Origin of the sequence: Solwaraspora sp. WMMB335 (assembly GCF_049179075.1) — a bacterium.
Classification (GTDB): domain Bacteria; phylum Actinomycetota; class Actinomycetes; order Mycobacteriales; family Micromonosporaceae; genus Micromonospora_E.
Window position 1 is genome coordinate 4,562,348 of record NZ_JBMHMF010000001.1, and the last position, 26,790, is coordinate 4,589,137.

Below are 26,790 nucleotides of genomic sequence, written 5' to 3' on the forward strand. Positions count from 1 at the left end.
CGTCGCCGCGCCGACGAGCGGCATGCTGACCGTGCCGTTGCTAGGTGTGCGTCAGGGGGTGGCGACCAGTGGTGGGACGACCCCCGGGCGCGTGCCCGGCGGCACGTCCAACAGAAATCGACTGGTGATCTGTCATGGACACACAGATCCCGTCCTGGCTGAATGACATTCTGGAATTCCTGGTCGGTCAGCGGTGGCCGATCGGGAGTGAAAGCGGCATGCGGGCCCACGCGAGCGAGTGGGAGAACCTGCGTGATGCGTTGGACACCGCCCGCGAGAAGGTCGTGCAGCAGCGGTCCGTGGTGCCCGACGTGCTGTCCGGCAGCTTTGCGGACGGAGTTGACGAGTCACTCAGGAACGTCATCCAGAACATCGACATGCTGCGCGGCACCGTCGAGGAGATGCGCAAGGACCTGAAGAACGGCGCTGCCGACCTTCAGGAAGCGAAAATCATGATCGTCGTCCAGTTGGTTCTGCTCGCCATCCAGCTGGCCTGGCTGATCGCCTCCCTGTTCGGGGCACTCGCCATCCCCGCGACCATCGCCGGATTCCGGGCCATCATCACCGCGATCCTCCGGCAGATCTTCGTCGAGGTCGCCCAGGAGTTGGCGCAGGAGCCGCTGCTGATGCTGCTGATCCAGGCGGTCCAGGACCACCGGGACTACCGAGAGGGGATCAACTGGGACGCGATCCGCGATGCGACCATCCAGACGATCATCCAGGCTGGCGCGGCCGGTCTGACGAACTTCGGTGCCCAGTCGCTGGTCGGTTGGGCGGCGAGGAGGATCGCGAAGATCGACCGGGCGCTACCCGACGGGACCGTGTTCATCAAGAACGACTGGCGATTCCGGGCCGGATCGATCGTCACCAAGGGTGGGGCGCAGGGTGCGGTGGCGATTCCCGCCGAGTTGGCCGGTCAGGCCGCGGTCGGTGCGCCGATCGAGGTACGGTGGGGCACCGCCACCAGCGCCTTCGTGAGTGGTCTGCACGAGTCGAACGCAGCGACCCCCACCCAGCTCGCGGAATCGGTGAACCTGCCATCGATCACCGGATGGGACGGTGCCTTCCGGCCACTGCCCGACGACGGCGCGACCGAGATCACGGACGACGACAGCGTCGTCAGTGACGACAGGACGGTGTTCGGTGTCGACGACGACGCGACCCTGGTCGGCGACGACGACCGCGTCATCGGTACCGACGCGAGGCTGCTCGGCGGCGACGGCAGCGTGGTCGACGGCAGCGTGGTCGACGACCATGACCAGGACACCACATGGATCGGCGATGTCTCGGAGCAACGGCTGCTCGGCGGCGACGGATCGAGCGTCTGGTCTGACGACGACTCCCCGGACTGGGCGACCGACGACGAGGACGACCGGCTGCTCGAACACGCCGCGGGCACCGTACTGCCGAGTGGCGGCGTTCCTGGCCTGGTCCGATTCGGCAGCGGCCACCAGGCCCAGCAGCAAGGGCTCGCCGGGCAGGGGAACGCGCGGGCTGTCGGCGGAGTGGGCATCTCTCGTGGGGCGACCGACCCGCCCACTCTGGGCAGCGGCGATCTGGCCGGCGGTGTCCCGGTCACCAGTTCGGTCGGGAACGCCGTATCGCAGGTCGACGCCGACGGGCGGGTCAGCGGCGAGGAAGGCTCCGTCGACACCGTCAACAGCCAGATCGGTGGGGGCCAGGCCGGCGCGGACGCCCCTCGCGGGGCGAACGGGCAACCGGAAGCGCCGGCCGTCGAGCGGACGGCGACGGTGCCCGATGGTGGCGCGGTTACTGACATCGATGGTGAGGTGAACGGCGCTGCGGTCACCGGTCAGAGCGGTGGTCAGGCCGCGAATCGGGACGGCACGGACGGATTCACGCGGACCGGCATCGGCGACGCCGACGCCGGTCCGGCCATCCGGGACGGTGCCATACCAGAAGCGCCGGTCACTGCGGACCTCCCGGGCGACACCGACCATCAACAGTTGGGCCAGGCGGAAGGCGCCACGCGCGACGGCGTCGAATCCACCCGTACCGGACCGGCCGCCGGTGTGTCGGGCACTGGTGTGTCGGGCGGCGGTGCCGTGCCCGCGCAGACCGCTGAAAGTGCCCAGCGTTCCGGTGACACCCCCGGGCGCGCCGATCCGTCCCAACGCGGCGAGACCGGCAGCAACCGCCAGTCGGAAACCCAGACGCGTGCAGGGGAGGGCACCCGGGGTAGCGAGGGAAGTCGTGCCGGTGACGGCGCACGGCCCGGGACGGAGACGGTCGTCGACGATCCGGCCGTCGTGTCGACGACCACGGGTGACCCGGACCCTTCGGCGGACGGGGTCGTCGCTCCCGATCCGGTGCAGGGCGTGTCGGACACCTCGACCGAGCAAGTGTCGACCGAAACCGTCGGCGGCGGTCAGCAGCGCTCTGCTCAGGCCGACGGTGTGGACGTCCGGAACACCTCGGGGGTCCAGTCGGACGCACCGGTGCCCGTGGCGAAGGACTCCGGCGCACCGCGGGCGGCGGCGATCGCCCCAGCGACCACCGCAGCCCCAGCGACCACCGCAGCCCCAGCGACCACCGCAGCCCCAGCGACCACCGCAGCCCCAGCGACCACCGCAGCGCCAGCGACCACCGCAGCCCCGCCGACCACCAACAAGTCGCCTGTCGACGAGGATGCCGTCGGACGCCAGCCCGGGAGCCTCACCCAATTCCTCTCCTCTCAGGACGTTGCCGAAATCGACGACCTCGGGACGGTGGAATCCGGATCGAGCGAGACGCAGACCGGCGCCGCAACAGTCCGAACGCACACCCCCGACCATCGGGTACCCACTGCGGATCAACCACGGCAGCCCGCCGCTGAGGTCCCGGCGAACGCTGTCGAACGGAACGCTGTCGAACGGACAGTCCGTGACCTGGGGCGCCAGCAGCCCGATCAGGCCGTCGGCCGGCAGACACCGCCGGCCGTGGAGAGCGCGACCCCGCCGCGTCCAGCAGAGGCACGCGGCGACGGGGTACGGGGTGGCACGACACCTGACGATGAGATAGACACGGAAAGCGACGATCCGGTCGGTCTGGTCGGCGTACCGATGCCGCTGACCGCGACCCGGTCGCCAGCCGCCGGGTCCGCGTCGGATCCCGGCTCACGTCCGATGGACAGCGACCGGGAGACGGCCTCGGCCGCCACCGGTCCGCAGAGTTCCACGGACCCGACAGCGGACGGCGGCCCATCCGGGCAATCCGGTGCCCGGTCCACCGCTGACCGTTCCGACGAGATCTTCGGCGTGGCCGACCAGGCGATGCGGTTCCTGGCCGCGACACAACTGCCCGGCCTGCTCGATGCCGAGGTGGCGGGCAGCGGCGAGGGCCGGGTGCTGCACCTACGGATGGACCGGGGCAGCACATCGCTCGGCACCGACACCGGTCGCATCCCGATGCGCCTGGTCGACGGGCCGCCACCGGGAGCGCCCGACGGCTCGGTGCTGTCGCTACGGGACGACCCGGACGGCGCCGAGATCCTGATCAGCCGGGGCGCGGACGATGCCTCCGTGGCGGCCCAGCTTTCCGGGGCCGTCGCGACCTGGATGGCACGCCGTCCGGCACCGGACGGGACGCGCCGCGACGGCCTCGAACGCGCGGCCGCGATCGAGGGGATCCGGTGGGAGCTGCGGATCATGCAGCTGCGGCCCGACCAGCGGACAGACCATCTGGGCAGGGCCGACTGGCAGACCCGGCCGGACGGAAAGGTCACGACGTCGACGCTTCTCGACGGGTCGTCGCGGGACGTGGCGGCCGCCCGGCTGGAGACGCTGCTGGTAGCCCACGAAGGCGTGCTCGGCGACGCGGCCGAACGTTCGGCCGCCGCGTTGCTGCTGCGTGACGAGGTGAGATGGAACCCGTCGACGGCTCTGCCTGGAGCGCCTTCCGGCGGCACCGGACCGCCGTCGACGTCGATTCCCCGATTCAAGCCTGTGTCGTCACCTGCGTCGGCGACCGATGGTGTGGCTCGCGCGGGTCGGGTTCACCGGGCCGGCTGGGTGCCGGTGGGACCGGCGGTGGACGCGGACGAGTTCCTGGCCAGCAATCCGGACCTGAGTATCGACCGGGTCAATCCGGAGCGGTCCAGTACCAACTGCGTGTTCGCCTCGATCGTGAGTGACATGGTCTGGCGGTCGAAGCGGTCCGGAACCGGTGGCCGGTTCGTGGCACCAGCGTCGACGGCGACCGAGGTCGGAACCCTGGCGTGGTACGCGAACGCGGAACTGCGGGATGTCCAGGGTATCGACGCGGTCGAAGCGGCGATGGCGGACGCCTCGGCGGGCGCGTCGGGCATCGTGGTGGTGAACGGCGTCGACGGTGCGGTGACGCACGCGTTCAACGTTTTCCGCGACAGCGACGGCCGAGTGGTGTTCTGGGACGGTCAGGTGGGCCGGCCGGCGTCGGTGCCGCCAGCGGTGTCGCGGGTCCGCTTCGTCGCAACCGGCGGGGTGGTGCCGGCACCAGCGGCACCTGACGTATCGATGTTCCGGCAATCGCCACCCAGGGATGACCAGGATCGCGCCGGTGTGTCGGGCCAGGCACCAGCCGGCCCGGCTGCCGTCGAGCCCGGCACCACACCGGCCGGGCCGACGGCGGGAAGCGTCAGCATAGGCGCTGCGGCGGAGATCGTGCGGGAACTGTACGGCGACCTTCCGTCGTTCCATCCGCCCGACGGTGCCCCGGTGGTCGGCCGGCTGCTGGCCACCGCCGGTCAGCTGATCGCCCATGTCGCGGGCGGACCAGACAGCGACGCGGCGCGGTGGTTCGCGGCGGCGACGTCCGACGGGATCGACCTGACCGCCGCAGGTGTCCGCCTGGAGTCTGACCGGGCCAGCTACGACCGCGTCGAACAGACGATGTCGCAGGCGCCGCCGGGATCCGCCGGTGTCCTGTTGACCCGGACCACAGCGGACACGCCGCCGGCGGTCACGCTCGTCCACCAGCACGGCGGAAGGCCAGGCGTCGTGGCTTTCGTCGATGTCGAGACCCGCGAGCGAACCCAGTTGCCGGCACATCCGTTCGACGTCCGGTTCATCCCGCTGCACCAGGCCGGCCCGCTGGCGCTGCTGCACGTCTCGGGACTGGCCCCCACGGCTGCGGTGGACCGGATCGGCGCCGCGTACCGCCGGTGGGCCGATCTCAGCGTGGCCGATCTGCGGGCGCTGGCCGCGGGCGGCCATCTGGCTGCCGCGACTGCGGTACGCAAGCTCGACAGGTTCTCCAACGGCCTGGCGGCCCAGCGGAACCGCCTGTCTGCGAGCGGCACACCCGGCGCGGCGCAGGAGATCGCCCTCGCTGCGCTGCTGAGCGCCTACGACGACGCCCGGTCCGGCATGCTGGCGATCCCCGGAACGATCCCGCCCCCGCCGCTGGCGGCGCTGCTGGCTGCTCCGACTGCTCCGACTGCTCCGACTGCTCCGGCCGGACCGAGCCGTGCCGCCCCGCCAGCGATGCCCGATTCCGGTCTCGATCTGACATCGGCACAGGCCTTCGGCCGGTGGTCGCGGGAGCACGACAAGCTGACCGGGACGCAGGCGGATCTCGTCGCAGCCGCCAGCCGGCTCGATCTGGCAACTCAGCGGCATGCCGACGCGGTGCGTCGCGTCGCGCATCATCAGACCCGGATCGACGAGCTGTCGGCGCAATTGCGGCAGCTGAAACATGACCTGACCGCGTTACGGGGTCGGATCATTGAACAGGAAGGAATACTGCGCGCCCTGCAGGATGATCTGGACCGGACCCGGGGAGAGCAGAGCCAGGCTGAGACGGAACTTGAGAACACGAAGGCCGAGCTGAAGACACTGCAGAAGCAGGCCCAGGGCGCGGTTGAGGCGCTCGCCGAGTTCGACCGGACCCAGGCGGCTCTGCCGCCGAACGAGCGCACTCCGACGGCCCGACCGGCACTCGAGTCCACCAGCGCCCGAGCTGCCGAGGCGGTCGAGGTCAAGCAGCAACACCTGGCCGCTGCCGAGAAGCGGATCGAGTCCCTCGCAACGGAGATCGACCGGCTTTCGCCCCTGCACATCGCTGCTGGCGAAGAGCTGGCGAGCAGCAAGACCGAGGAAGTCGCCCTGAACAACCGGCAAGAATCGCTAGGCGAGACGTTGGCGGAAGCCCGGACAGCGTGGCACGCAGCGAGGAACGAGGAGGGCGCTCGCGCGGGGCGGTTGGACACCGAGCGGCGTTCGTACGGCGTCATCGCCGCGCGGTTCCAGCAACAGTTGTCCGTGGTGGAAGGCTGGCAGGCACGTCGCCGGGCGCAGGCCGATCTGACCGACCTGGGCAGCAGCATGTCGATCCTCGACCCGAGCGGTCAGACCATCGTCACCGACCAGGACGCGGTCAGGCTCCAGCAGGAGACGTTGGCCGCGTTGGACGAGTACTGGCAGCGCGCAGGGCAACCGCGCAGCTCTGCGCGGGCCAGCATCCGACAGGAAATCCGTCGGTTGACCGCGGCCGAGTCGCTGAGCCGGGGTAGGCGGGAGACAACCACGCCGAGCGGCGGTTCGCATGTGGTCGGTGACGGTGCCGACGCCGTCCGGGTGACACTCTCCGCGGAACTGGTTCGCCGGTCCGACGAGTCGTCCACCGGATCGCGCCGTACGGGGGTTCAGGCGGAGGGCCGGGGCCAGCACCAAACCACGACCGATACCAGTCAGACAGCGCAGACCAATCGGAATCTGGTGGTCCCACTGGGCAGCATCGCCGGTCTGCTCGACAGGATCCCGGTGCTACGTACGTTCAATGTCAATTTGCTGTCCAACATGGTTCACAACCAGTTCATCCGCCAGGTCCGGACGATGTTCGGGGTCAAGCACTCGCACATCCATCGGCTGCGTGAGCCGCATTACCCGCATGCCTATGACGTCGTCTGGCGGGTCCGGGTCGAGTCGGCAGCCGTCCCGTCGATTCCGCCCCCGTCGACGACGACCCCGGGGAGTTCCCCGGACGCGACAGCCGCGACGCGTGTGCCGGATGCGGTGGTCCGGATCGTGCGGTCGACTGAGGCGACGACGGTGATGTTCCCGGAACACATCGCACACCCCAAGGGCCCGCACACCGACGTCGACGGGCAGTTCGGGGACCGGGCCAAGCGCCTCGCCGGGCAGCCGGTCGCGATCCTGGACGCGGTGCACGATCCGGGGTGGGTCGAGCAGGAGTTGCGCCGCCGTATCGACAAGCTCGACCGACTGAATGCCGACTCGCAACGTCATCTGCTCCAGCTGACGCGTAACTCCAACCTCACCGGTGGTTTCGGCAAGCTGCGGCGTACCGGTCTGTTGTCCGCACCCTTGTATGACCGCGACGGGGCGTTCGTCGGCATTCTCCGGCTCAAGGCGCAACCGGCGCCGGCCCGCATCGTGACGTCGTCACCCGCCACGCGGATCGAGACCTTTCAGCAGAACCAGGTTGGGGAGAGCGGCACGGCCGGCCTGTCCAGCAGCAGCGGGCTCGGCCTCGGAATCGGCGGGACCATGGTCGGCGCCGACGCCACGATGGCGAGCACCGCGAATTTCGGCACCTACACCTCAGGACTGGTCGGTGTACAGGGCCGAGTGTCCACCGGTAGCGGCCGGTCCCAGCAGACCGGAGGCCCGGCATCGCTGCTGCGAGGCTGGGACAACGGCAGCCAGCCCGACGGGACGATGAAGCCCGCCGAGGTCGCGGACGTCGACATGAAGTGGACGGCCGAGCTGATCGGTGGTAGCCAGCCGGTCGATCCGGTTTCCTGGGTCGGCGAGGCCAGCCATCGGCGCGGCGGGCGGGTCCGTTGGGTACCGCTGAACCTGTCCGACCCCGATGCGGGTGTCCATCCACCCGCCGCCGTCGAGCACGGCGGGACCGGGGCCGCAGGGCACACCGTCTTCGGTGACTGGAAGGCGGAGGAGCTGGCAGGCGGCGGGGTGGACAAGCAAGTCGAGCAGCAGCTCCGCGATCGCCATTTCCTCCCGGAAGGTCCGAATCCCACCCCGGAGCAGGTGCGTAACCTACACCGGTTACTCGAAGTGACCAGCCCGGACTTCCGGGAAACGAACTTCGACGAACTGGACGGCGACTCGATCTGGATCCCGTTCGAGAAGAAGCACCTCGTCGAGGTTGAACGCGTGATGGTGCGGTGGAAGGTGAGTCGTGACGGCGACGCCGCCCACCGTGGCTCGACCACCGACGGTCAGCTGTTCTTCGGGGCGGAGGGCAGCACCGCGATGACCGCCGCCCGGCAGTCGGACGCCACGGCGTCCGCCCGGCTTCAGGGCACCGCCCTCATCGGCATCCGCAGTAGCCCGGCGGACGTCCCGGCGGCGATCCCCGTCAATAGCGCGTACGAGTACCGCCGAGGGGTCCAGCGGTCCAACCCGGCGGGGTCGACCGTCGGACGGTCGACGATCATCGAGTCGCCGCATGAGCCGGTCCACGCATTCGATTTGCCCCGGCGGCTCTCGGCTGAGCTGTACCAGTCCGGTGCCAACGACCCGGTCTGGACATCCGAGATCGACCGGGGAGACGGGTCGAATACGGCCCACGAGAAGGTCACCATCCGGGCCTGGGTGCCCGACCTGCTGGTGTTGAAAGAAGGAAGAGCTCCGGCGCCGGCCCCGGTGCTACCGCGCCCGGTCACCGACGACGACCGGGCCAACCTGAACCGGCGGCCGGACCAGCAGTACGGACTGCTGCCCGGTGCCACGACCGTCGCCGGCTCGCCGGCACTCAACCGACTGTTCGGGCAGCTGGCGACGCTTGTCTTCGGCGGGCCGAAGGGTGGTGTGTACGGCTGGTTCACCGGCCACAGTCCGGCCAGCGAGGCATCCCTGTCGGCTCAGGCCCGGCGGGCGTTCGTCAACCCGGTGCGGCTGCGGGACAAGCTGGGGCAGATGCTGACCAGCGCCTACACGAGCGAACAGATCGTGGAGGAGGGCCAGTTCTCCATGTCCGAGGGCTTCCTGGAACTGCAGGCCTATCCGGGGCGACCCCGCTACCTCGCGCCGCCTGAGGGTCGTGGTCCGAGCAGCGTCTACTACGAAGCCACCCAGGCGATCACGGACGGTGGTGGTGCGAGCCGGACCGTCACCCGTCAGCACCGGGGTGACGGTTCACTGTCCCTGATGCTGATCAAGGACCGGCACCGCGTCGAGGTGCCGACCGTCGGCGGCCGCTCGACCATCGACACATCTCAAAACCACGACGAGAACGAAAGCACCACGGACGTCCGTACCGCCACCTACGACGGCGAGGTGTATCCGGTCCGCGTCCCGTTGACCTTCGTCGGCACCATGAACGGCGCACAACGCAACGTCGCTACCACGGCTGCGGAGTCGGTGAACATCCACGGGTCCAGCGAGGAGCAGCTGGCGGTCGATGTGCCGGACGCGATCGAGGCATTTCTCAGTTTTGACGAACTGGTCAGCCTGTGGCGGGCCCGAGCCGCGCTCGGCGGGACGGAGCCGCCGATCGACGGTCTGCCGGCTGCGTTGGTCAGCCGGATCAAGGACGCGGTCACGCAGCGGCAGGCGGATGAGACCGCCCGGCGTGCCCACGAGACCCCGATCGCGGACGGCGTGCGCTATTTACCACGTCGGATCGTCGCCCGGCTGGGCCTCGGCGACGCCGCGATCGTCGATGTCACCGAGACCGGCCCGCCGGTTCCCAAGCCGCCGCCGGCCGGCGGCGTCGCGACCGAGCCCGGACCGAGTCGTGAGGTGGGCGCCGACGAGGCGACGCAGCTCGGCGTCCGGCAACCTCGCGATTCAGACGGCGGCGGCACCGCGATCGAGATGGGTGAAAGGCCGCAGGCCGGCCAGAGCACCGCGCCGGCACCGGCTGCCAAGAAGGTTCCGGAACCGTCGCATCGGACGCTGTACCGCGGTGGGCTGGCGGCCGTCGAGGAGGAAGTGCCCGGTTCCATCCGGCCGGGTTCGACGACGTACATGCCTGGCATCCGACAGGGCATCGCCGAGATCAGCGCACCCGACGTGGCGGCGGCGGGCATGGCCAAGTACTTCGCTTCCGGATCAACGGTCCACCCCGTCGTCATCGGCAGTCGACCGTTCACCACCACCTACTGGGGCCACGCCGTCGAGGGCTGGATCGAGCTGCTCGCGAAGCCGGCGGACGGCTTCGAGACCGACGAAGACCTCAGGAAGATCTTCGGTCGGCGTTCGACTGGTGCCGGCATCGAAGCCGAGGGGGTGCTCTCCTCATCAACGTCGGCGGCTGCCGGCAGCACCCTGGCCATCAGCGGGAGCACCGCGGTGCCGATCACCACGCCGGGAACCGGCAACGTGCGCTGGAGCAACGGCCGGATCCTCGGCGCGGTCGTCGACGAGGCCGGTAGGTCCGACTCGGAACAGCGAACCGAGCAGGAGCAGTTCACCGTCCGCAGCGATGACGCGATGGTCGACTTCGACGTGCCGGTGCAGCTGGCTATCCGGGTGCAGGTAAAGCCACTGAGAAACTCGCTGGTGAATGCAGCCCTCGCAGGTATCGCCGGCAATCGGTCGAAAACCTCGCAGTGGGTCGACACGAACGTGAAGCTGCGGGTACCACTCAGCGACACCAGCCCCAGGCCGATCCAACCCACCCCGCCCAGCTGGTACGCGGCGGCGCAGGTGTTCGACAGCGATCCCCGCACCCATCTGCCGGAGCTGGAACCGTTCGAACCGGTGACGCCGTCCATCCGGATGAGCTGGTTCAACGGTTACGAACAACTTGTGACAGTGGCCCGGCAGGTACTACCTGAGGTAGCCGCAATCTCGGATGGTCAACGGGAAATCGACAGCTACCTCGCTGGGCCGACCAGCGAGGCCAACGTCCATCGGTTGCTGCGGGCGAAAGGAACGGAGCGCACCTTCACGATCGAGGATCCCACGGGTGCTCTCGATCGTCGGGGAAAGCTGGTGATCGAACCGGTCGCCGCCACGCCGTGGGAGCTGTCCGACGACCGGGTCGACGGCGACCCGGAACCGTTCGTCATCGGCAGCGGCGGGAAGGGCGTCATCGAGCACGCGTCGATCCAATCGGCGACAGCTGGTTCGGTCAGCCTCGCCGAGCGCGAAGGCATTGTTCAGGGCGCGGCCGGGTTGGCAATCTGGGCCGCCCGTGACCAGGTCGACCAGAAATTCGAGATCGCTCCTGGCAATTTCAGTACCGTACAGTTCGACTACTTCACGCCGTCCGCGGCGGGGGGTGAACGGGTCGCCGCCGGCTCCACTATGGACGACGGCGACCGTCGTGGCTCGCGGTTCCCGGGCCAGCGCGGGGGAGCCGACACCGCGCCCAATGTCCTCGCCCACCGGAAAGTGCTGTTCAAGGTGACCGGTACTCCCGAGTGGAAGTTGCGGCCGGAATCTGACTGGCGCGACTCGCCCAGTGCGGTCCGCTGGGTGGTGGCGATGGTCGAGGCCCGCGTGCCGACCGTCGACGTGCCGGGGCTCGTCGTCTCCGGTGGTGACCAGCAGCAGGGCAGTGACCAGCAGGACGGCAGTGACCAGCAGGACCGGCGGCGGGACTCGGCAGAGCCGGCCCGCCGTAGGGAGTTGCTGGGCGAGTTGACGATGCCGGTAACCGACTCCGGCCCGTCGACGATCGGTGGCCGACCTGCGGGCGGTGGCAGCGGCAGGTCGACCGGTGATGTGGCTGGTGCTGCGCCGGCGGATCGTGCCGGCTGGGTGCCTGTCGGTCCGCGGGTCGATGAGGACGCGGTCCTGCGAAAGGAACCCTATCTACGGCCCGACCTGCTGAATCCGACCAGGTCCCGGACGAACTGCGTCTTCGCTGCGATCGTCGGGGACGAACTGCGGCGATCTGATGGTCGGGTGAAATTCGTGGCGCCCTCGTCGGTGGCCACCGAGGTCGACGTGTTGTCGTGGTATGCGGGTCGGCAGTTGCGGGATGTGGCGGGGATCGACGCGATCACAGCGGCGATGACGCATCCCGGTACGTCGATGGACGCTGCGGGGATCGTGGTGGTGAACGGCCCGGACGGTGAGCTGGCACACGCGTTCCGGGTGTTTCGGGATGCCGATGGTCGACCGATGTACTGGGACGATCAGATCGGTGGGCAGGCATTGGTGCCGGCGGATCTGTCCCGGGTGCGGTTCGTGCCGACCGATGGCGTGGTCCAGGATCCGACGGCGGCTGATCGGGGAGAATCCGGCAATCCGGGTACAGCGGATCGCGCTGCGGGGGGCGGGCTGGAAGGCGAGCGCACCATGCCGATCGTCCTGGTGCGGGAAGCGTCCGACCCGGACGATGCTCAGGTCGACCCCGACGTGGTCAAAGATCAGGCCCTCGCCTCCGATCCGGCCGGTACCTACCAGGTCGTCGTCGAGACCAAATACCTGCACGAGCAGTCGCGCGACACCGAGGAATTTCCTGCTGGTGCCCTCATGCTGGCACCGACCGAAGATAGTGAATGGAGTGAGTTCGTGATTCCGGAGTTGGTTACCGGAGTTTTGCGGACTCTCGACGAGGAGCGAGACCGAATCCAGGTCAATGATGATTTCTGGGATCGCCTCCAGAAGTTGGAGAAGAGCTTCGAGGAGGTGGACGGCGAGCCGGGAATCCTGGAAAACGATCTGGGTAACGTCCTCACGGAGGGGGGTGCGCGGCTGGAGTCGCTCGACGTCGATGGCACCGCCGTCGAAGTGGACGGTTATATCGCAACGCCGCCAATAGGGGATACTGGGGCATGGCATTGGCATATGACCTTGGGTGTTCCGGTCGAAGGTATTACTAGTTTTCTGACCCATGTGGCAATGAATACATGGCGGGATCATTCCGTTCTCTACTCGTCACCTATTGGCGAGATTGGTTACCACTCAAGAGAAAATCTCGAGTGGGCGCTCGAGTTCGCCGAGCGTGAGGCAGTGATGTTTCGGTCGTATTTCGGTGATCCCTCCGACCGGATGGTCAACGCGTTCAAGGGTGTACTCGCGCTGATCTACGCGCATTCGGCGGCCCTGGCCGACGATCTCGGCAATGATGCCCTGGTCAAGGCGCATCTTGCGGTGCTCTCCCGGCAACCCATGGCGCTGTACGTGAACCAGCTTCCGGAGTGGGCTCGTTGGTACCTGGCAAATCACTCAATGCCGATCCACGATCGGTTCGCCGAGTTTTACGCGGGGCACAGCGATACCCTCCGGCGTCGACTCGCCGTGGGGTCGGTCGTGTTGGCCGGATTTGGCGAGCCGTGGACGACCTCCGTTGACGGCGGAGACCATACGGTGCTCGATTACATAACCGCTGCGCTTGATGGTAGGTCCATCGACCAGAGCCTCTTTGGCTCGATGACTACATTGGACCTGTTGGACACCGACAACGGGCGGCTCACCGTACCGCTGGGTGTGTTGGAAGTTCGCTCGTACGGAGCGCGCCGGGGGACTGTCGCCGACGCTCGTGCTTGGTTCGAGACTCTCGCGGGTCTGGCAAAGTCGGAGTACGACCAGGTGAAGAGTTTGCCCCCGCTGCGGGACGAACCCCAGCCGGGTCGGCACGACCTCGCCGGTGCCGGGCCCGTGGATCGGCGTACGTGGGTGCAGGTGGGTCCGAAGATGGACACCGACCGATTCCTGGCGCGCCATCCGCAGCTGACCGTAGATCAGGTCAATCCGGAGCTGTCAGACACGAACTGTGTATTCGCGTCGATCGTCGCCGACTCCGCGTGGCAGTCGATGGGTGGTGAGCGGTTCACGGCGCCGACCTCGGTGGCCACCGAGGTCGACACCCTGCGGTTCTATGCCGATGCCGACCTGCGGGAGGTCGAGAGCCTCGACGTGGTCGAGACGCTGATGTCGGGTGCGTTGTCGCAGCGGGCGTCGGGAATCGTGGTGGTGGACGGGCCGGATGGCGAAATGTCCCACGCGTTCAATGTCTTTCGCGACGAGAATGGTCAGGTCGTCTTCTGGGACGGCCAGGTGGGCGCGCAAGCGTCGGCGCCGAGCGACGTCTCCCGCGTCAGGTTCGTCGTCACCAGCGGCGTCGTGCCTGGCTGGACGTTGTCGGACACGTCAGCCCTGCCCGGCGACTCCGCCGAAGCGGAATCTGTCGACACTGTCGACGTCCGGCCGGTGGCGTATCCGGCAACGTCGGCGGTCCATTCGGCACAGACGCTGAATCAACTCGTGCGTGATGTGGTCGACCATGGTCTACGGCTGGCATCGCAGCGCGACCGACCCTCCCTCGCCGAGTGCCTCGAACTGGCGCGGTCGCTGATCGCGCGGCTGCATCCGGCCGGCGGCGAGCCGTTGCCGCACTCGGTGCGGGTCCCCCGGGCGCGGGACGACAGCGACCTCGGCCGGGGGGCCGGGTCGTGGTTGGCGGACCGCCGGGACTGGGAGCGGTTCGACTCGTGGACGTCGTTGACCGACCGCCTGGCCGGGGCGGATCTCGGCCCGGGGTCGGTTGCGGTTGTCCTGCTCGACCGGACCCACCAGGACGCCGGCCATGTCTACGCCGCCTATCACACCGCCGAGGGCGTCCGGTGGATCGACCTGACGGCGGATGGTCGGCCGGTGCTGCTCGACGAGAACACCACCCCGAGCGGACTCGACGCGGAGATCGACGCTCGAGCCGTGGTGATCGACCCCGCTGGGGTCGTCCGGCCGGTGAACGACCACGGCGCGCCCCAGTCTGGTTCCCTGCCGCGGTCGATCACGGATCCGGCGCGAAGCTCGGGGTACCGGGGCGGCGGGATCGAAAGTGAACGCACCCTGCCGATCGAGGTGGCCGGCGGCCACCGGCCACGCCCCGGCGCAAAGATCGGGGCAGATCGGCAGGCCACGATCTCGGTCGTGGCGGAGACCAAGGATCTGCACCGTCGGGTCGATGCCGGGGGGACACCGAGCGGGGCGTACGAACTGCGTGCCGACCCGGACGGGGGGACCGTCAAGCGGGAAGCGCTCATCCCGGAGGTGGTGACCGGAATCATCCGGACCCTCGACGACGAGGAAGGACGGATCGAGAACACCGACGAGTTCTGGGACCGACTGGCAGCGTTGGAGGACAAGCTCGACGGAATCTCCGGCGTACCCGGATTGCCCGACGCCGACCTCTCCACCCTGCTCACCGAAGGCGGGCTTGACGTCCACCTGGATGGGAAGATCGGCCCGCCGCCTGCGGGCGACGCCGGCGGAGCGCAATCGCACATCACGATGGGCACGCCGGTCGAGTCTCTGTCCGAGTTCCTCGACTATGTCGCTCGGCACACCTGGCGGGACCAGTCGGTCAGCTACGAGTCACCGGGCGGGCCGGTCGGCTACCGGACGAAGGAGAATCTGGAGGCGGGACTCGACTTCGGACGCGAGGAGGCCGAACACCTCCGCTCGGTCTTCACCGGAGTCTCCGACCGGGTGACCAACGCGGTCGCTGGTGTGCTCGCACTCGTGTACTCGCAGACCGCCGGACTCGCCGACGAACTCGCGGCACCCCACCAACTGGTCAAAGCGCACGTCGCCGCCCTGTCCCGGCAGGCCATGTCGCTGTACTGGGCCGAGCTGCCGTGGTGGGCGCGGATGTACCTGACAGTTCGCGCGCAGCACCTCCACGACCGTTTCGCGGCGTTCCATGCCGAGCGCGAACCCACCTTTTCATCCCGGCTCAAGCTAGCCGGCGGTCATCCCGAGGTCCGGCTGGCTGCGCCCGATGAGCCGTGGACCGCGTCGGTGACCAGGGGCGGAGTCTCCCCGAGGAACTACCTGATGGCAGCGTTGTCGGGACGCCCGATCGACCAGCATGACGCCTTTGGTGGGATGACGACCCTGGACGCGCTGGACAGCTACGACGGCCGGCTCAAGGTGCCACTGGCCGTTCTGGAGGTCCGGTCCATCGGGGCGCGGCGTGGCCGGGTCCGCGCGTTGCGCGGCTGGTTCGATGCCCTCGCCGCGCTGTCGAGGCGGCTCTATGATCAGGCCGCGGAGCTGCCACCGTTGCGCGCCGAGCCGATGCCCGAGATCGCCGACACCGTCAACCCGGTCATCGCCGGACTCTTTCGGGCCACGGCGTCGGTCATCAGTGGTGTGCCGCCACGAGGAGATGACGCGCGCGGCCAGATCGGTCCGGACCTGACCGACGCCCAGCGGACGAGCTGGGCCGGTGGGCTCGCCCGGATCGGGCCCACCATGGAGCCGGCGGCCCGTGCGGCGGTGGCGGAGTTCGCCACCGACCTGCTCATGCCGACGGTCGACAGGTGGCTGAGCGAACCGGACGGGAACGCCACCACCTCGACCTGGCCCGCGCTCAACAGCCTGTTGTCCGGTCCGGGTAGTGACCTGTTGCCGAAGGTAGCCATCCGGCTCGCCGGCCGGGACGACGCAGCGCTGGCCAGGATGGCCGGTATCGGCGACAGGACGGCGGTCACCCGCGCGACGACCGTGCTCAGCCTCACCGGCCATGGATTCGGGCGGCAGGTCGCCCACCTGCTGACCGCGCCGGACGCGGCCGGACGGCAGGACGCGATGCGCAAACTCGTCGCCGTGGTGCCACTCGCGCGGTTCGGGAGCCTCGTGTCGTTGTTCTCCTCGGTCGAGCCCGACGAGAAGGGACGTAACGATGTCGCGATGGTGCGGGCGGTCGCCGCCCTGGTCCGTGGGGATGCACACACCGCCGGTCAGATCGTCGATGGCGTCGCGGATTCGCTCGACGGTCCAGCCCGGGCTGGTTGGGTGAGATTCCTGGACCAGCGGGTCAGCGCGCAGTACGGCAGCGCCAACGCCCTCGCCGGCCGGATTGTCGACAGCAGCATCGACGAGTTGCTCAACGCCCCGACCTGGGAGCAGTCCCGCGACACGTTCACCTCGTTGGTCGAGGTGACAGGTCGGGCGGGAGACGTGCCTCGATCCCGGGCGCTGGACCGGATCGACGAGCAGAGCCGCCGCGAGTCCGACGACGACCGGGTCGTCGCCACCCAGGGCGTCCTCCAGCTTTCCCGCAGCGGCCTGCGAGACCAGGCGTACGACTATCTGACGCAACCAGACCCGCAGACACGCCGACAGATCTTTTTCGGCCTGCTCGGCGATCCGGACCTACCGGACCTCACCACGCTGGCCAAGTTGGCCCGCGGCGTCGATCTGACCGAGGCCGAGCAGATCGACGTCGCACTGTTGAATATCGTGATCGACAGCGTGGCCGCAGACGAGACCGATGCCGAGGACCGGCTGCTGCTGCTGTGGGCGCAGCACCCGACGCAGGTGACAGCGGACCATTCGGTGCTCACCACGCTGGCGAACAGCCCGGATGGGTCGACGGTCTCTGGGGTAGGGCGGACAAGCGCACTGATCACCGCGTTCGGCCCGGCGGACGACCTGGCCCCGGGCGGCAGGCAGTCGGTACGGTCGCGGTCGAAACTCGCCGAGTTTCTGGCGCCGTCGCCGGCGACGAGCCGACCACCGAGCCCTGCTGATCAGCTGCTGACCAGGATCTTCGGCTCGGCGGTGCCGGCTGAGGAATTCGCGTACCGGCCAGCGAACGCAGAATCGGCATTCGACCTGCGGTCGATCACCCAGGCGCTGCTGACCGCTGCCGGCCTCGACCCGCAGACGCCGACTCCCCGCGACCGGGAACACAGCCTGGACCACCTGGCCGGACAGCTCGGGGCCAGCCGTGCCGACCTGCCGTCGATCGGTCACCTGGCGGCCAGGGCGTACGGCGTCGACGGGGTCACCATCGCCCGGCTCGCGGCCGCGCACCGGGCGGTCACAATGCTGAGCCGGGAACCGGGCGGGCCGGATTTGGTCGGTGAGCCGCTGGTCGAGCGGCTGCTCGCCGAGGTGAGGGCCGGCGACGGCGACTCCACCATCCAGCTCATGTGGGTGCTCGAACTCGCCGCGCGGATGCCCACCCGGCAGCTGGACATGAGGTCGCTGTCGAGGCGCTACGCGCGTTCCGTGCGTCTGATCGGCGAGTCGGGCGTGGTCGACCCGCTCGACGGTGCGGGCCGGGTCTGGTGGCTGGGCGGCGATGACGTGCCGGTCGGAATCGGTCCGGTGGACGGGACGCTGGTGATCGCGTACGCGGCGACCGCCGATCTCGCCCCGGCCGGATGGCCGGTGCCCGGCGGTGCCGCGCTGCTCGTGCAGCTCGCCGACGCCGTCCGCCGGGACGTTGGCGCGGACAGTTCGACTCCGGTGCTGCTGGTGCCGGTGACCGAGGAGCCGGTGGAACTCGCCGGAATCCGAGCCGACCTGGCCGGGCTGGACCGTCGAGCGGGCGGGCCGGGTGTATCGATCGCCGATGCGATGGACCGTGACGCGACCAGGCCGGAATCCGACTCGTCGTCGTCGGCAGCGACCGAGTCGTCGCTCGGAGCACCGTGGACCAGCGACGATCCGCAGTGGTCGCCCACGGCTCCGGATGGCACGCCGCTGACCGTGGTCTCGGAGACGCTGGCTGACGGCCAGACCAGGCGCGTCGCGGGCCGGCTGGCCACCCCGGACATGTTCGAGATCGTCGACCCGGGGACGGGCGCGACGATCTATCAGCTCAGCCGCGGCGTCGCCGGGGCCGGGGTCGTGACCTGGACCGGTGACCCGTTGCCCCCCGCCGAGATCCGGCACTTCTACCGTACCGCCCGCAAAGTCGGCTGGACCTCGGTGGCGGGCCGGTGGGATCGGGCGAGGCACTGGGTGGAGCGGGCGGTGGGCTGGCGGACACCGCGCGACAAGGCGTGGGAGTTCGTCCAGCGGATCGTCGCGGACGGCCAACGGGTCCGCGACGACTTCCTGCTCCCGGGCTACGGAGTGCACCTGGCCACCGTCAACGGCCAGAGTGTGCTGGTCCGGGCCCAGCTCGACGAGGACGGCACGGTGCTGCGGGCGCTGCGGCCGCTGCCACTGGACGAGGCGTTGCGCCATGCGGGCCTGGGCTGGCTGGTGGCCGACCTGCTCCGGGCCGGTTGGCAGGTCCGGCATGGGCCGGCACAGGAGATCACCACCGGGTCGCGGCGGCTCGGGGTCGACGTCTTCGACGCGACGGACACCAGCGCCTTCCTGGAGGCACACGACGCTCTGCTCGGTCTGACAGCCGCGCGGGAGAGCCGGTTCTTCCGGCTCGCGGACCCGGCGGTTCTCGCCGAGGTCCGCGCCACGGCGCGCGCCTGGTACCGGTTCCTGGACCGTGCCACCGACCCGGACGACCAGCAGCGGCAGGCCGAACGGATGAACGCCTGGCACCAGATTGTGATCCTGATCGCCCAACGGATCGGTCTGCCACCGCCGACTTCCATCTCCTTCGTGGAGCGCACCGCAGACGACGCACACGCCTGGGGCGCCTTCCGTGGCTACGACTGGCATCTGTCGCTGTCCATCGACCGCCCGGTCGACGACATCCTCGGCACGGTCATACACGAGATGCTGCATCTCGAGCAGCGGGCCGCCGCCTACCTCGCCACGCTCGACACCGGTCACGGTCCGGACACCGATTCGGACACCGGTTCGCTCCGGCGGAATCTCTTTTCGCCATCGAGTCGCGCAGCGATCGGGAACGGGGCCGTCCGTCACCTGCTGGCGCAATCCGGACAGCCGGGTGGCGAGCTACCGGCGCTCGCCCTGCGGCAGGTAGTGGAAACCGCCAACGGCGGGTACGCGATCGATCCGTCGGCCGAGATGGAGGACGCCGGGCGGGCGAAGGCCGATCCCGACTCGGCGCCGGCTGGCAGCCGGGTCCATCGACGTCTGCGGGCCGGCGATGCGAAGTGGCACCGTACGCAGAGAGAATTGGACTTCGAGTATCTTGCCCGTCCGGTGGAGGCGTCGGCGCTGCACCTGCAGGCCGAGTTCGAAGCCGGTGGATCGGTGCGTGACTGGAGCTCGGAGCCGCGCGGGCAGCTGCCGCCAATCGACGGGTACGAGCTGGTCAGCCTCGGCCCGGCGGGGATCTTCATCCGTCCGGCGGGATCGTCGGCCGAGCCGCCGCATCGACTGCCCCCGCCGCTGGACCCGCTGGTGGTCGTGCACGTGGCCGACCCGGCGCAGGCAGATCGGGTCCTGGCCGAGCTGCGGGATCACCTCCCGACCGGTGCGCTGGTGGAGTTGACCACCGACGGTGCGACGACCGGGCGCTGGGCGTCGGCCGAGCAGGCGGTGGGTCTCGCCCGGCTGCTCGGCGATTCCCACCGCCTGCTGCTCGGCGTGGACCTGGTCGATCCGGACGGCCCGCTGGTCGATCACTTTGTGGCATTCGGCCCGACATTCCATGGCACGATGCATCCGTTCGCCGCCTTCTACCGGGTGCACCCCACAGCCGTCCCGGTCGCGCCGGATGGTGCCGTCCCGTTCCGTTACCGTGGTGGTCGAAGATTCAGGCTGCCCATGATGGAGTTCCGGGTGGTCGGTGAGCGACTCTGGGTCGGAGCGCTCGACGGCGAGCCGCAGATCGAGGACGGTGATCCTCGAGTGGTCATCGGATCGCCGTCGCGGGACACCCCGTGGCAGCTGTGGTGGGAGGCGCTGGAGACCGTCAGGATCATCCAGGTCGCGGGTGGGGTCCCGCCGACGGCCGGCGACGTACGCGTCCATCGGCCACAGCCACGCCCGGCAGAGTTGCCGGACGTCGGGATCGAGTCCATTCATGACATCACCGAGCAGGACCGCGGGCTTTTCCGCGCCGCGTTCGGCGACAGGCGGGTTCTGGACCCGACGACGTTCGCCGTCGAGCGGCCGGGCGCCTCGTTCACCGCACACCACGTGGTCGACGCGCTGCTGGACGCGGCGGGTGTCGACCCGGCGGTCACCGATCACACCGCGCTCGTCGCCGCGCTCTCCGCCCTCGCCAACCAGCTGGGTATGGACGATGCCCTGCTGCCCGACCCGCGGCAGGCCCGGCAGACACTGTTCGCCGTCGGCCTTTCCGCCGCGCGGGAGCACGGGATCGGTAACCTGACCCGACAGCTGCTGGCAGAGACCTTCCAACAGCTGTCACCCGACCAGCTCGATGAGCTTCTGCGGCCCGACGCCCGGTGGTCGCCCGACGCCGCGAGTGCCGCCGACCAGTTCGACGTCGAGCCCTTCGAAGCCTTTTCGGCAGGGCCGGTCCGCGACCTCGCACCCGACGGCGATGGTGGTTTCCTGGCTGACGGGAAGCCTTTGGTGATGCGGCGCGACGTAGTCTCCGGCCGGCCGGTGCTGGCGCTGCTGTCACCCGCTGACTGGGAACAGGTGTCGCGCGGGGCGAGCGGGCCGCAACCGGCCGGTCCGGCAGAGCCACGAGGCCGCAGCTGGCTGCCGCCCGGCGAACTGCCCGCGGTGGTGGTGCACGGCGACGGCGAATTCGTCCGGGCGCTGACCCGCATCGGCATGTTCTCCGTAGAGGTGCTGCTGACGGCCGAGCAGCTGGCGACGGTGACCGCAGACCTACCACCGGACGTGGCCCTGCTGGCCTGCCGGACCGGCGAACTCGACGACGGGTTCGCGCAGCGGTACGCGACCGCGCGTGGCGGCACGGTGCTGGCCCCCCGCGACGACCTCTACATCCCCTTCGAGGACGTTGCGGTCGGGCCGTCCTCGCACGGGCAGCGCTCCGATCCGCAGCTGGTCACCCGTCCAGCGGGCGCGGCCGGGGCCGGGCGTTCCTGGGTGCTGTTCGTCGGCGACAGCGCGGGCGAGGGCTGGGACACGTTGAACGACATGACGCGGGAGGAGATCGGTCAAGACGTCGACTTCGACGGACTGCGTTCGACCGACTCCGGCGCGGACGGCATGCGGCTCGGCGGCGGGGTCGAGGAGGAGGAGACGGTCCTGTTGTTCTTCTCCGACGGCACCGACCCGGAATCGGTTCGCGGGCGTTCGCTGGCCGACGCGGCGGACGGATCGTTTCGGATCGTGGTGGAGACCAAGACGTTCTACGAGTCCGGCGGCCGGTACTACCGCACCGAGGAGGACGCGCTCGAAGACGATGACAACGACGACCACCGAGTGCGGTCGGTGAATCTCGGCATGATCGAGCGGGTCTCGTCGGTGCTCCGGGTGCATCCGCACGAGGTGGGACGCAACGATCCCGATGTGGTCTTCGCGGCGTTCGAGCGGATGGCGGCGGCGGCCGGGCAGATCCCGGGGGAGCCCGGCTCGGGCCCGACGATCGCGCTGCCAAACCTGTACGCCTCGACCGAACAGTTGGTCTTCACGGAGCTGGGGCGTAAGGCACGGGTGGGACCGCGGCCGATCGGGGACGGCCCGGGCAACCACTTCCATTTCACCTTCGGCGCGATCTATTCCGGTCTCGCGGAGTTCGTCGAGTTCACCCGGAACAACGTCTGGCGCGACCAGTCAGTGGGCTACTACACCAGGGACCATCTGAGCGACGGCATCACGCTCGGTGAATGGGCCGCCGCGCGGTTCGTGACAACCCTCCAACAGAGACGACTGCCCCCGGGTATGACCACCCCGGCCGTGGATCCACATCTGATCAGCCCCGAGGTCCGCCGGCAGGCCCGGATCGTCAGCGGGTACCTGACACTCGTCTATGCCACCGCCGCCGCCGCGCTGCAGGCAACCGTCGACCCCGGCCGGCTCATCAAGGCCCACGCCGCGCTGCTGTCCCGCCTGGCGTCGTTCCAGGACGCCCTGCCGGCGATGCCGGAACACGTGCGCGAGTACCTCGCGGCCGATGCCGCCGCGATCAGGACCATCGTCCGGGAAACCTTCCGGGCTCGGGTGCCGGACTACGAGTACCGACGTGGCGCGCCACCGGGCCACCGCTTCGACCTCGGCAGCGTCGACATCGGCTTCGGCAGGTTGGGCCGGGTCACGGTCGACGAATTCGTCACCAGCGCGTTGGACGCCTCCGCCCCGCGTGTCCGACAGATCGAGGTCATGGCTGGGCTCGGCACGGTGCCGGGGCCGGACCTCGGTGCCGGGATGCTGCTGGTCCCGCACTTCGTCGTCGAGGTGCGCTCCCACGGCAAGCGGCACATGTCCACCGCAGAGGCCAGGCAGCACTACGACGCGATGGCCGACATCGTTCGCTGGCAGTACCAGGATGCCATCACGATTCCTGCCGAACTGCAGCACCGTGACAGCGCCCAGTGGCTGGCTCCGCCGGCGCAGGCCGCAACCGGCCTGTGGTGGTTCGGGGACGGCGGCGCTCCGACATGGGCGCACGAGCTGGCTGATGCTGCGGCGCGGATGGGGCGCAGCCTGGTCGTGCTCGGCCCTGGCCGGTTCGGTGGGCTGTCCGAGCAGCAGGTGGCGGGCCTGGCCGATCTGCTGTCGTCAGACCCGTGGCTGGCCCGCAGGGCACTGTTCCTCACGGCGGCCTTCGACCCGACCGTGCATCGTCTGCGGAATCGGCACCGGCTGACGATGATCTTCCCCGTGCTGGGCAACGGACTCATGCCGAGCGCCGACGGCACCGGTCTGATGGTCGACGGCGGGATCTGGCGGTCGGTCACGTTCGACAACAGTGTGAACGACAGCCTTACCGTCTCGCCGTACCGGATCCAGGAGGTTCTGGCCTGGGTCGACGCGACGGCCCATCGGATCCGCGACGGGCAGACCTCCGACTAGCGGTCGCGGTGAACGGAACGTGCCCGGATTCCGTTCCAGAGGCGCGACCGGTTCACCGGACCCGGCCGCGCGGAGGTGAGCAACCGTGCCCGAGCCGGACAACTACCCGCAGCGGCGCTACCGGATGGTGTACGCCGCCGGCGGGTGCCACGTCGTCGCGGACGAACCCGAACTGCTGCTCGACCTGCTGATCGACGGGTACCTCAAGGTCCCCGGGGAGCTACGCCAGCTGGCCCGGGTGGGGCACGCTGGACAGATCCGCGCCCGGCTGCAGCAGCGGGTGCTCGCCGCGTACGGCCCCAGCGGCCTGGCACCGGACGACGAGCGGGCCTTTCTCGATGAGCCGGAGCCGACGCAGGCGCCATCATCGTGGTCGGTGGACGTACCGCTGATCCTCGTCGACGCCCACTTCGCTGACCGGCCGCGACCAGACCGGGCCGCCGGCCAGACCGTCTGGCTGGAAACCGGCGACGAGGACGGCTATCTCCGGTCGTTGGCCACCGCTGGCGAGATCCTGCTGATGATCCGGCAGGACGCCACCGACTTCGCCGATGCCGCGCGACCCGCAGCGGAGGCCTAGATGCAGCGCAAGCAGGTGCTGGCCGGCCGCCGGACACAGCTCGATGCCCTCGACGAAGCATGCCGGCAGGCATCGGCGGGCGGGCGGTTCGCGCTGGTGACCGGGGCGACGGGCAGCGGACGGACCGCCTTGTTGACCGTGGCCGGCGATGCCTGGCGGTCCGCTGGCGTCACCGTGCTGCGGGTGCCGCCGCCGGCGGCACCGGGAAGCACGCTCGACGGGTTCGCCGCGCTGCGCGACGTGCTGCGCGACCAGTACGGGCAACTCGCCAACCCGCTGCTGGCCGGACCGCTGAGCGCCATCGGTGCGCTCTGTGCGGACGCCGGTCCTCCGGTACCCGGCCGACCGGCCCTGCTCGCCCAGGAGACCTCCGCCGCGTTCGGGCTGATCGGCCGGAACGCGCCGACGGTGCTGATCGCCGACGACGCCGACGACGCACCCTGGCTCGTTGCGGCGCTGGCGGCGGCCGTGCGCGACAACTGTTTGGTGGTGGCGGCCAGCCGGGTCGCCACCGGCCGCCTGGCAGCCCTCGCCGGCGTGGTCGTCGATCTGCCTCCGCTGGACACCGCGGCGGTCCGGCAGATGCTCACCCGCCGACACGGCGCACCGGTCGACGATGCCGTACCGGTGGTCCTCGATGCCGCCCTCGGTCCGTTGGCCGGCAATCCCGCGACAGTGCTCCAGACCACCGCCGAGCTGGTCCGTACCGGTCAGCTCGGCATCGTCGGCGACCATCTGTGCCTGCTGAATCCGCAGCCATCGATCAGCCTGGCGTCCCAACATCCACTGGTGGCGGCGGCGCGCCGGCGCGGCGGCGCGGCCGTACGCCTGGCCACGATGGCCGCCGTCACCCGATTTCACGTCGGTGATTTGCCGCTGTTCGCGGACGCGACGCTTGGCCGGATCGACGGCGTCGGCCGGGTTCTCGACGGGCTGGTCGCCGACGGGGTGCTGGTGGTGCGGCCGGACGACGTGATCAGCCCGAGGTGCCCGGCGCTCGCCGCCAGGTTGGTCGCCGACGCCGGTGCCGCAGCGGTGACCCGACTGCACCGGGCGTACGCGGCGGCGATGCTCCGCCGGTCCGGATCCGGCGTGCCGGCGGACCGGGCGACTCTCGCCGACCACGTCACGTCGGCCGGCGTCACCCTGCCGACCGACCGCCGGACCGCGCTCGCGCTGGTAGCCACGGCGGCCGAAGCGATGGACCGGGAGCCGGACCGGGCGGCCGACTGGATGGCCGCCGCGCTGCGGCACTGTGGTGGCGGGCCGGCCCGCGAGGACATCCTCGCCCGGCTGCTGCGCCTGTTGGCACGCACCGGCCAGTTCGCACGTCTCGGCGAGGTGGTACGGGCGGTGCCGGCCGGCGCGGACCACGCAGACCTCGCGGCGGCCGGGGTGCTCGCCGCACTGCACACCGGAGTGCCGGTCGCTGGCGTACTCCGTCCGCTGCCCGACGGCTGGGCGATTCCGGCCATGGTGGACCGGTGGCTCACCGCGACCCCCGCCGCTGCCAGCCTGCCGGCGGGCGCCTCGGCGAACGTGGCATCGCCGCTGGTCACCGATGCCGAGTTCGCGCTCGTGGGGTGGGCGTGCGGCACCGGCGACCTCCCGGCGGTCGACCACGACGACGCCCGTCCGCCGTTCGACGCCGGTCGGCCGCTCGACACCGACCAACTGCTCATCGCTGGCGCGGCAGGCGACCTGGCCCAGGTGCTACGGCTGATTCTGGGCGCCGGTCGATACCGGGTGCCGAGCGACGGACCACTCGCCGCGTACCACCGCATGCTGGTCAGCCGGGCCCGGGGCGACCTGCCAGGTGTCGTGTCCGCTGCGCGGCAGGTTGGGCTGACCGGCGGTCAGGCATGCGTGCCGCGCCGGCTGGCCCGGCTCTGGGCAGCCGAGTCGCTGGCTCTGCAAGGCCACGGCGGGCAGGCGGCGGCCTGGCTGGCTTCGGTACCCGACGAACCACCCTACGCTGCGCTGCGCTGGTGGGTGGCGAACGGCCCGGCGGGTGAGCCCGGCACCGCGGCCGAGGCCGACCGGCGGCTCGACGCGGCCCACCGAGCCTGCCGACGGCAGCTACGGTACGGCAGCCGGATCGGCGTCGACCGTCTGCTCGTCCGGGCGGCCGGACTCGCCGCCCGGTTCGGCCTGGCCACCCGGGGTGCCGAGATCTCCCGGTTGGTCGAGGCGGACTTCGTGGACGGCCGACCGGACGACGGCAGCCTCCTCGATCGCGGTACCGCCCGGCTGGTGTGCGCGTTGACGACGGCCGATCCGTCCGCCGTGGCTGAGGCGATCGGCTCGATCCGGTCCCGAAACGACCGCGTCGAGCTTGGTTACGCCGTCCTGGACCTCGGCCGGGTCGCCGACGATCCGCTCCAGCGGCTGCTCGAAGCGCTGGAGACCGCAGCGGAAATCGGCGCGCCGTGGCTGCGCGCCGCCGCCGCCGACGCGATGCGTGCCCGGGGCGTACGCCGCCCACGCAGCCGTGCGCCCCGGACCGGGTTGAGCCCGGTCGAGACGCAGATCATCGAACTGGTCCGGTGCGGGTGCACCAATCGCCAGATCGCCGTCCAGATCCGGCTGAGCGAAAAGACCGTCGAGAACTACCTGACCCGCCTGTTCACCCGGACGGGCTGCCGGTCACGGGTCGAGCTGGCGGCGGCGAGCATCACCTCCGACACCCTGGACCTCGCGTCCTGAACC

General features: G+C 69.9%; 3 protein-coding genes. All 3 read left to right on the top strand.

Annotation, left to right across the window (positions count from 1 at the left end; genetic code table 11):
- The first annotated feature begins 134 nt into the window (after window positions 1-134).
- The 3 genes from ACN27F_RS19800 to ACN27F_RS19810 all read left to right on the top strand — a co-directional run bounded on the left by ACN27F_RS19800 (window position 135) and on the right by ACN27F_RS19810 (window position 26,787).
- The gene (locus ACN27F_RS19800) at window positions 135-23,501 is read left to right on the top strand and encodes a hypothetical protein (protein ID WP_421435512.1); all 23,367 of its coding nucleotides are present in this window, start codon (window positions 135-137) and stop codon (window positions 23,499-23,501) included.
- Between the two features lie 85 nt (window positions 23,502-23,586).
- Window positions 23,587-24,081, top strand: a complete 495-nt coding sequence (locus ACN27F_RS19805; protein ID WP_421435514.1) for a hypothetical protein — start codon at window positions 23,587-23,589, stop codon at window positions 24,079-24,081.
- On the top strand, window positions 24,082-26,787 hold the full coding sequence (locus ACN27F_RS19810; RefSeq protein ID WP_421435517.1) for a LuxR C-terminal-related transcriptional regulator: 2,706 nt from the start codon (window positions 24,082-24,084) through the stop codon (window positions 26,785-26,787). It abuts the gene before it with no gap.
- The last annotated feature ends 3 nt before the right edge of the window (window positions 26,788-26,790 follow it).

Bases quoted from the DNA above. Each gene is read 5' to 3' on its own strand.
- ACN27F_RS19800 (WP_421435512.1), top strand. From the start codon at position 135: ATGGACACACAGATCCCGTCCTGGCTGAATGACATTCTGGAATTCCTG.
- ACN27F_RS19810 (WP_421435517.1), top strand. From the start codon at position 24,082: ATGCAGCGCAAGCAGGTGCTGGCCGGCCGCCGGACACAGCTCGATGCC.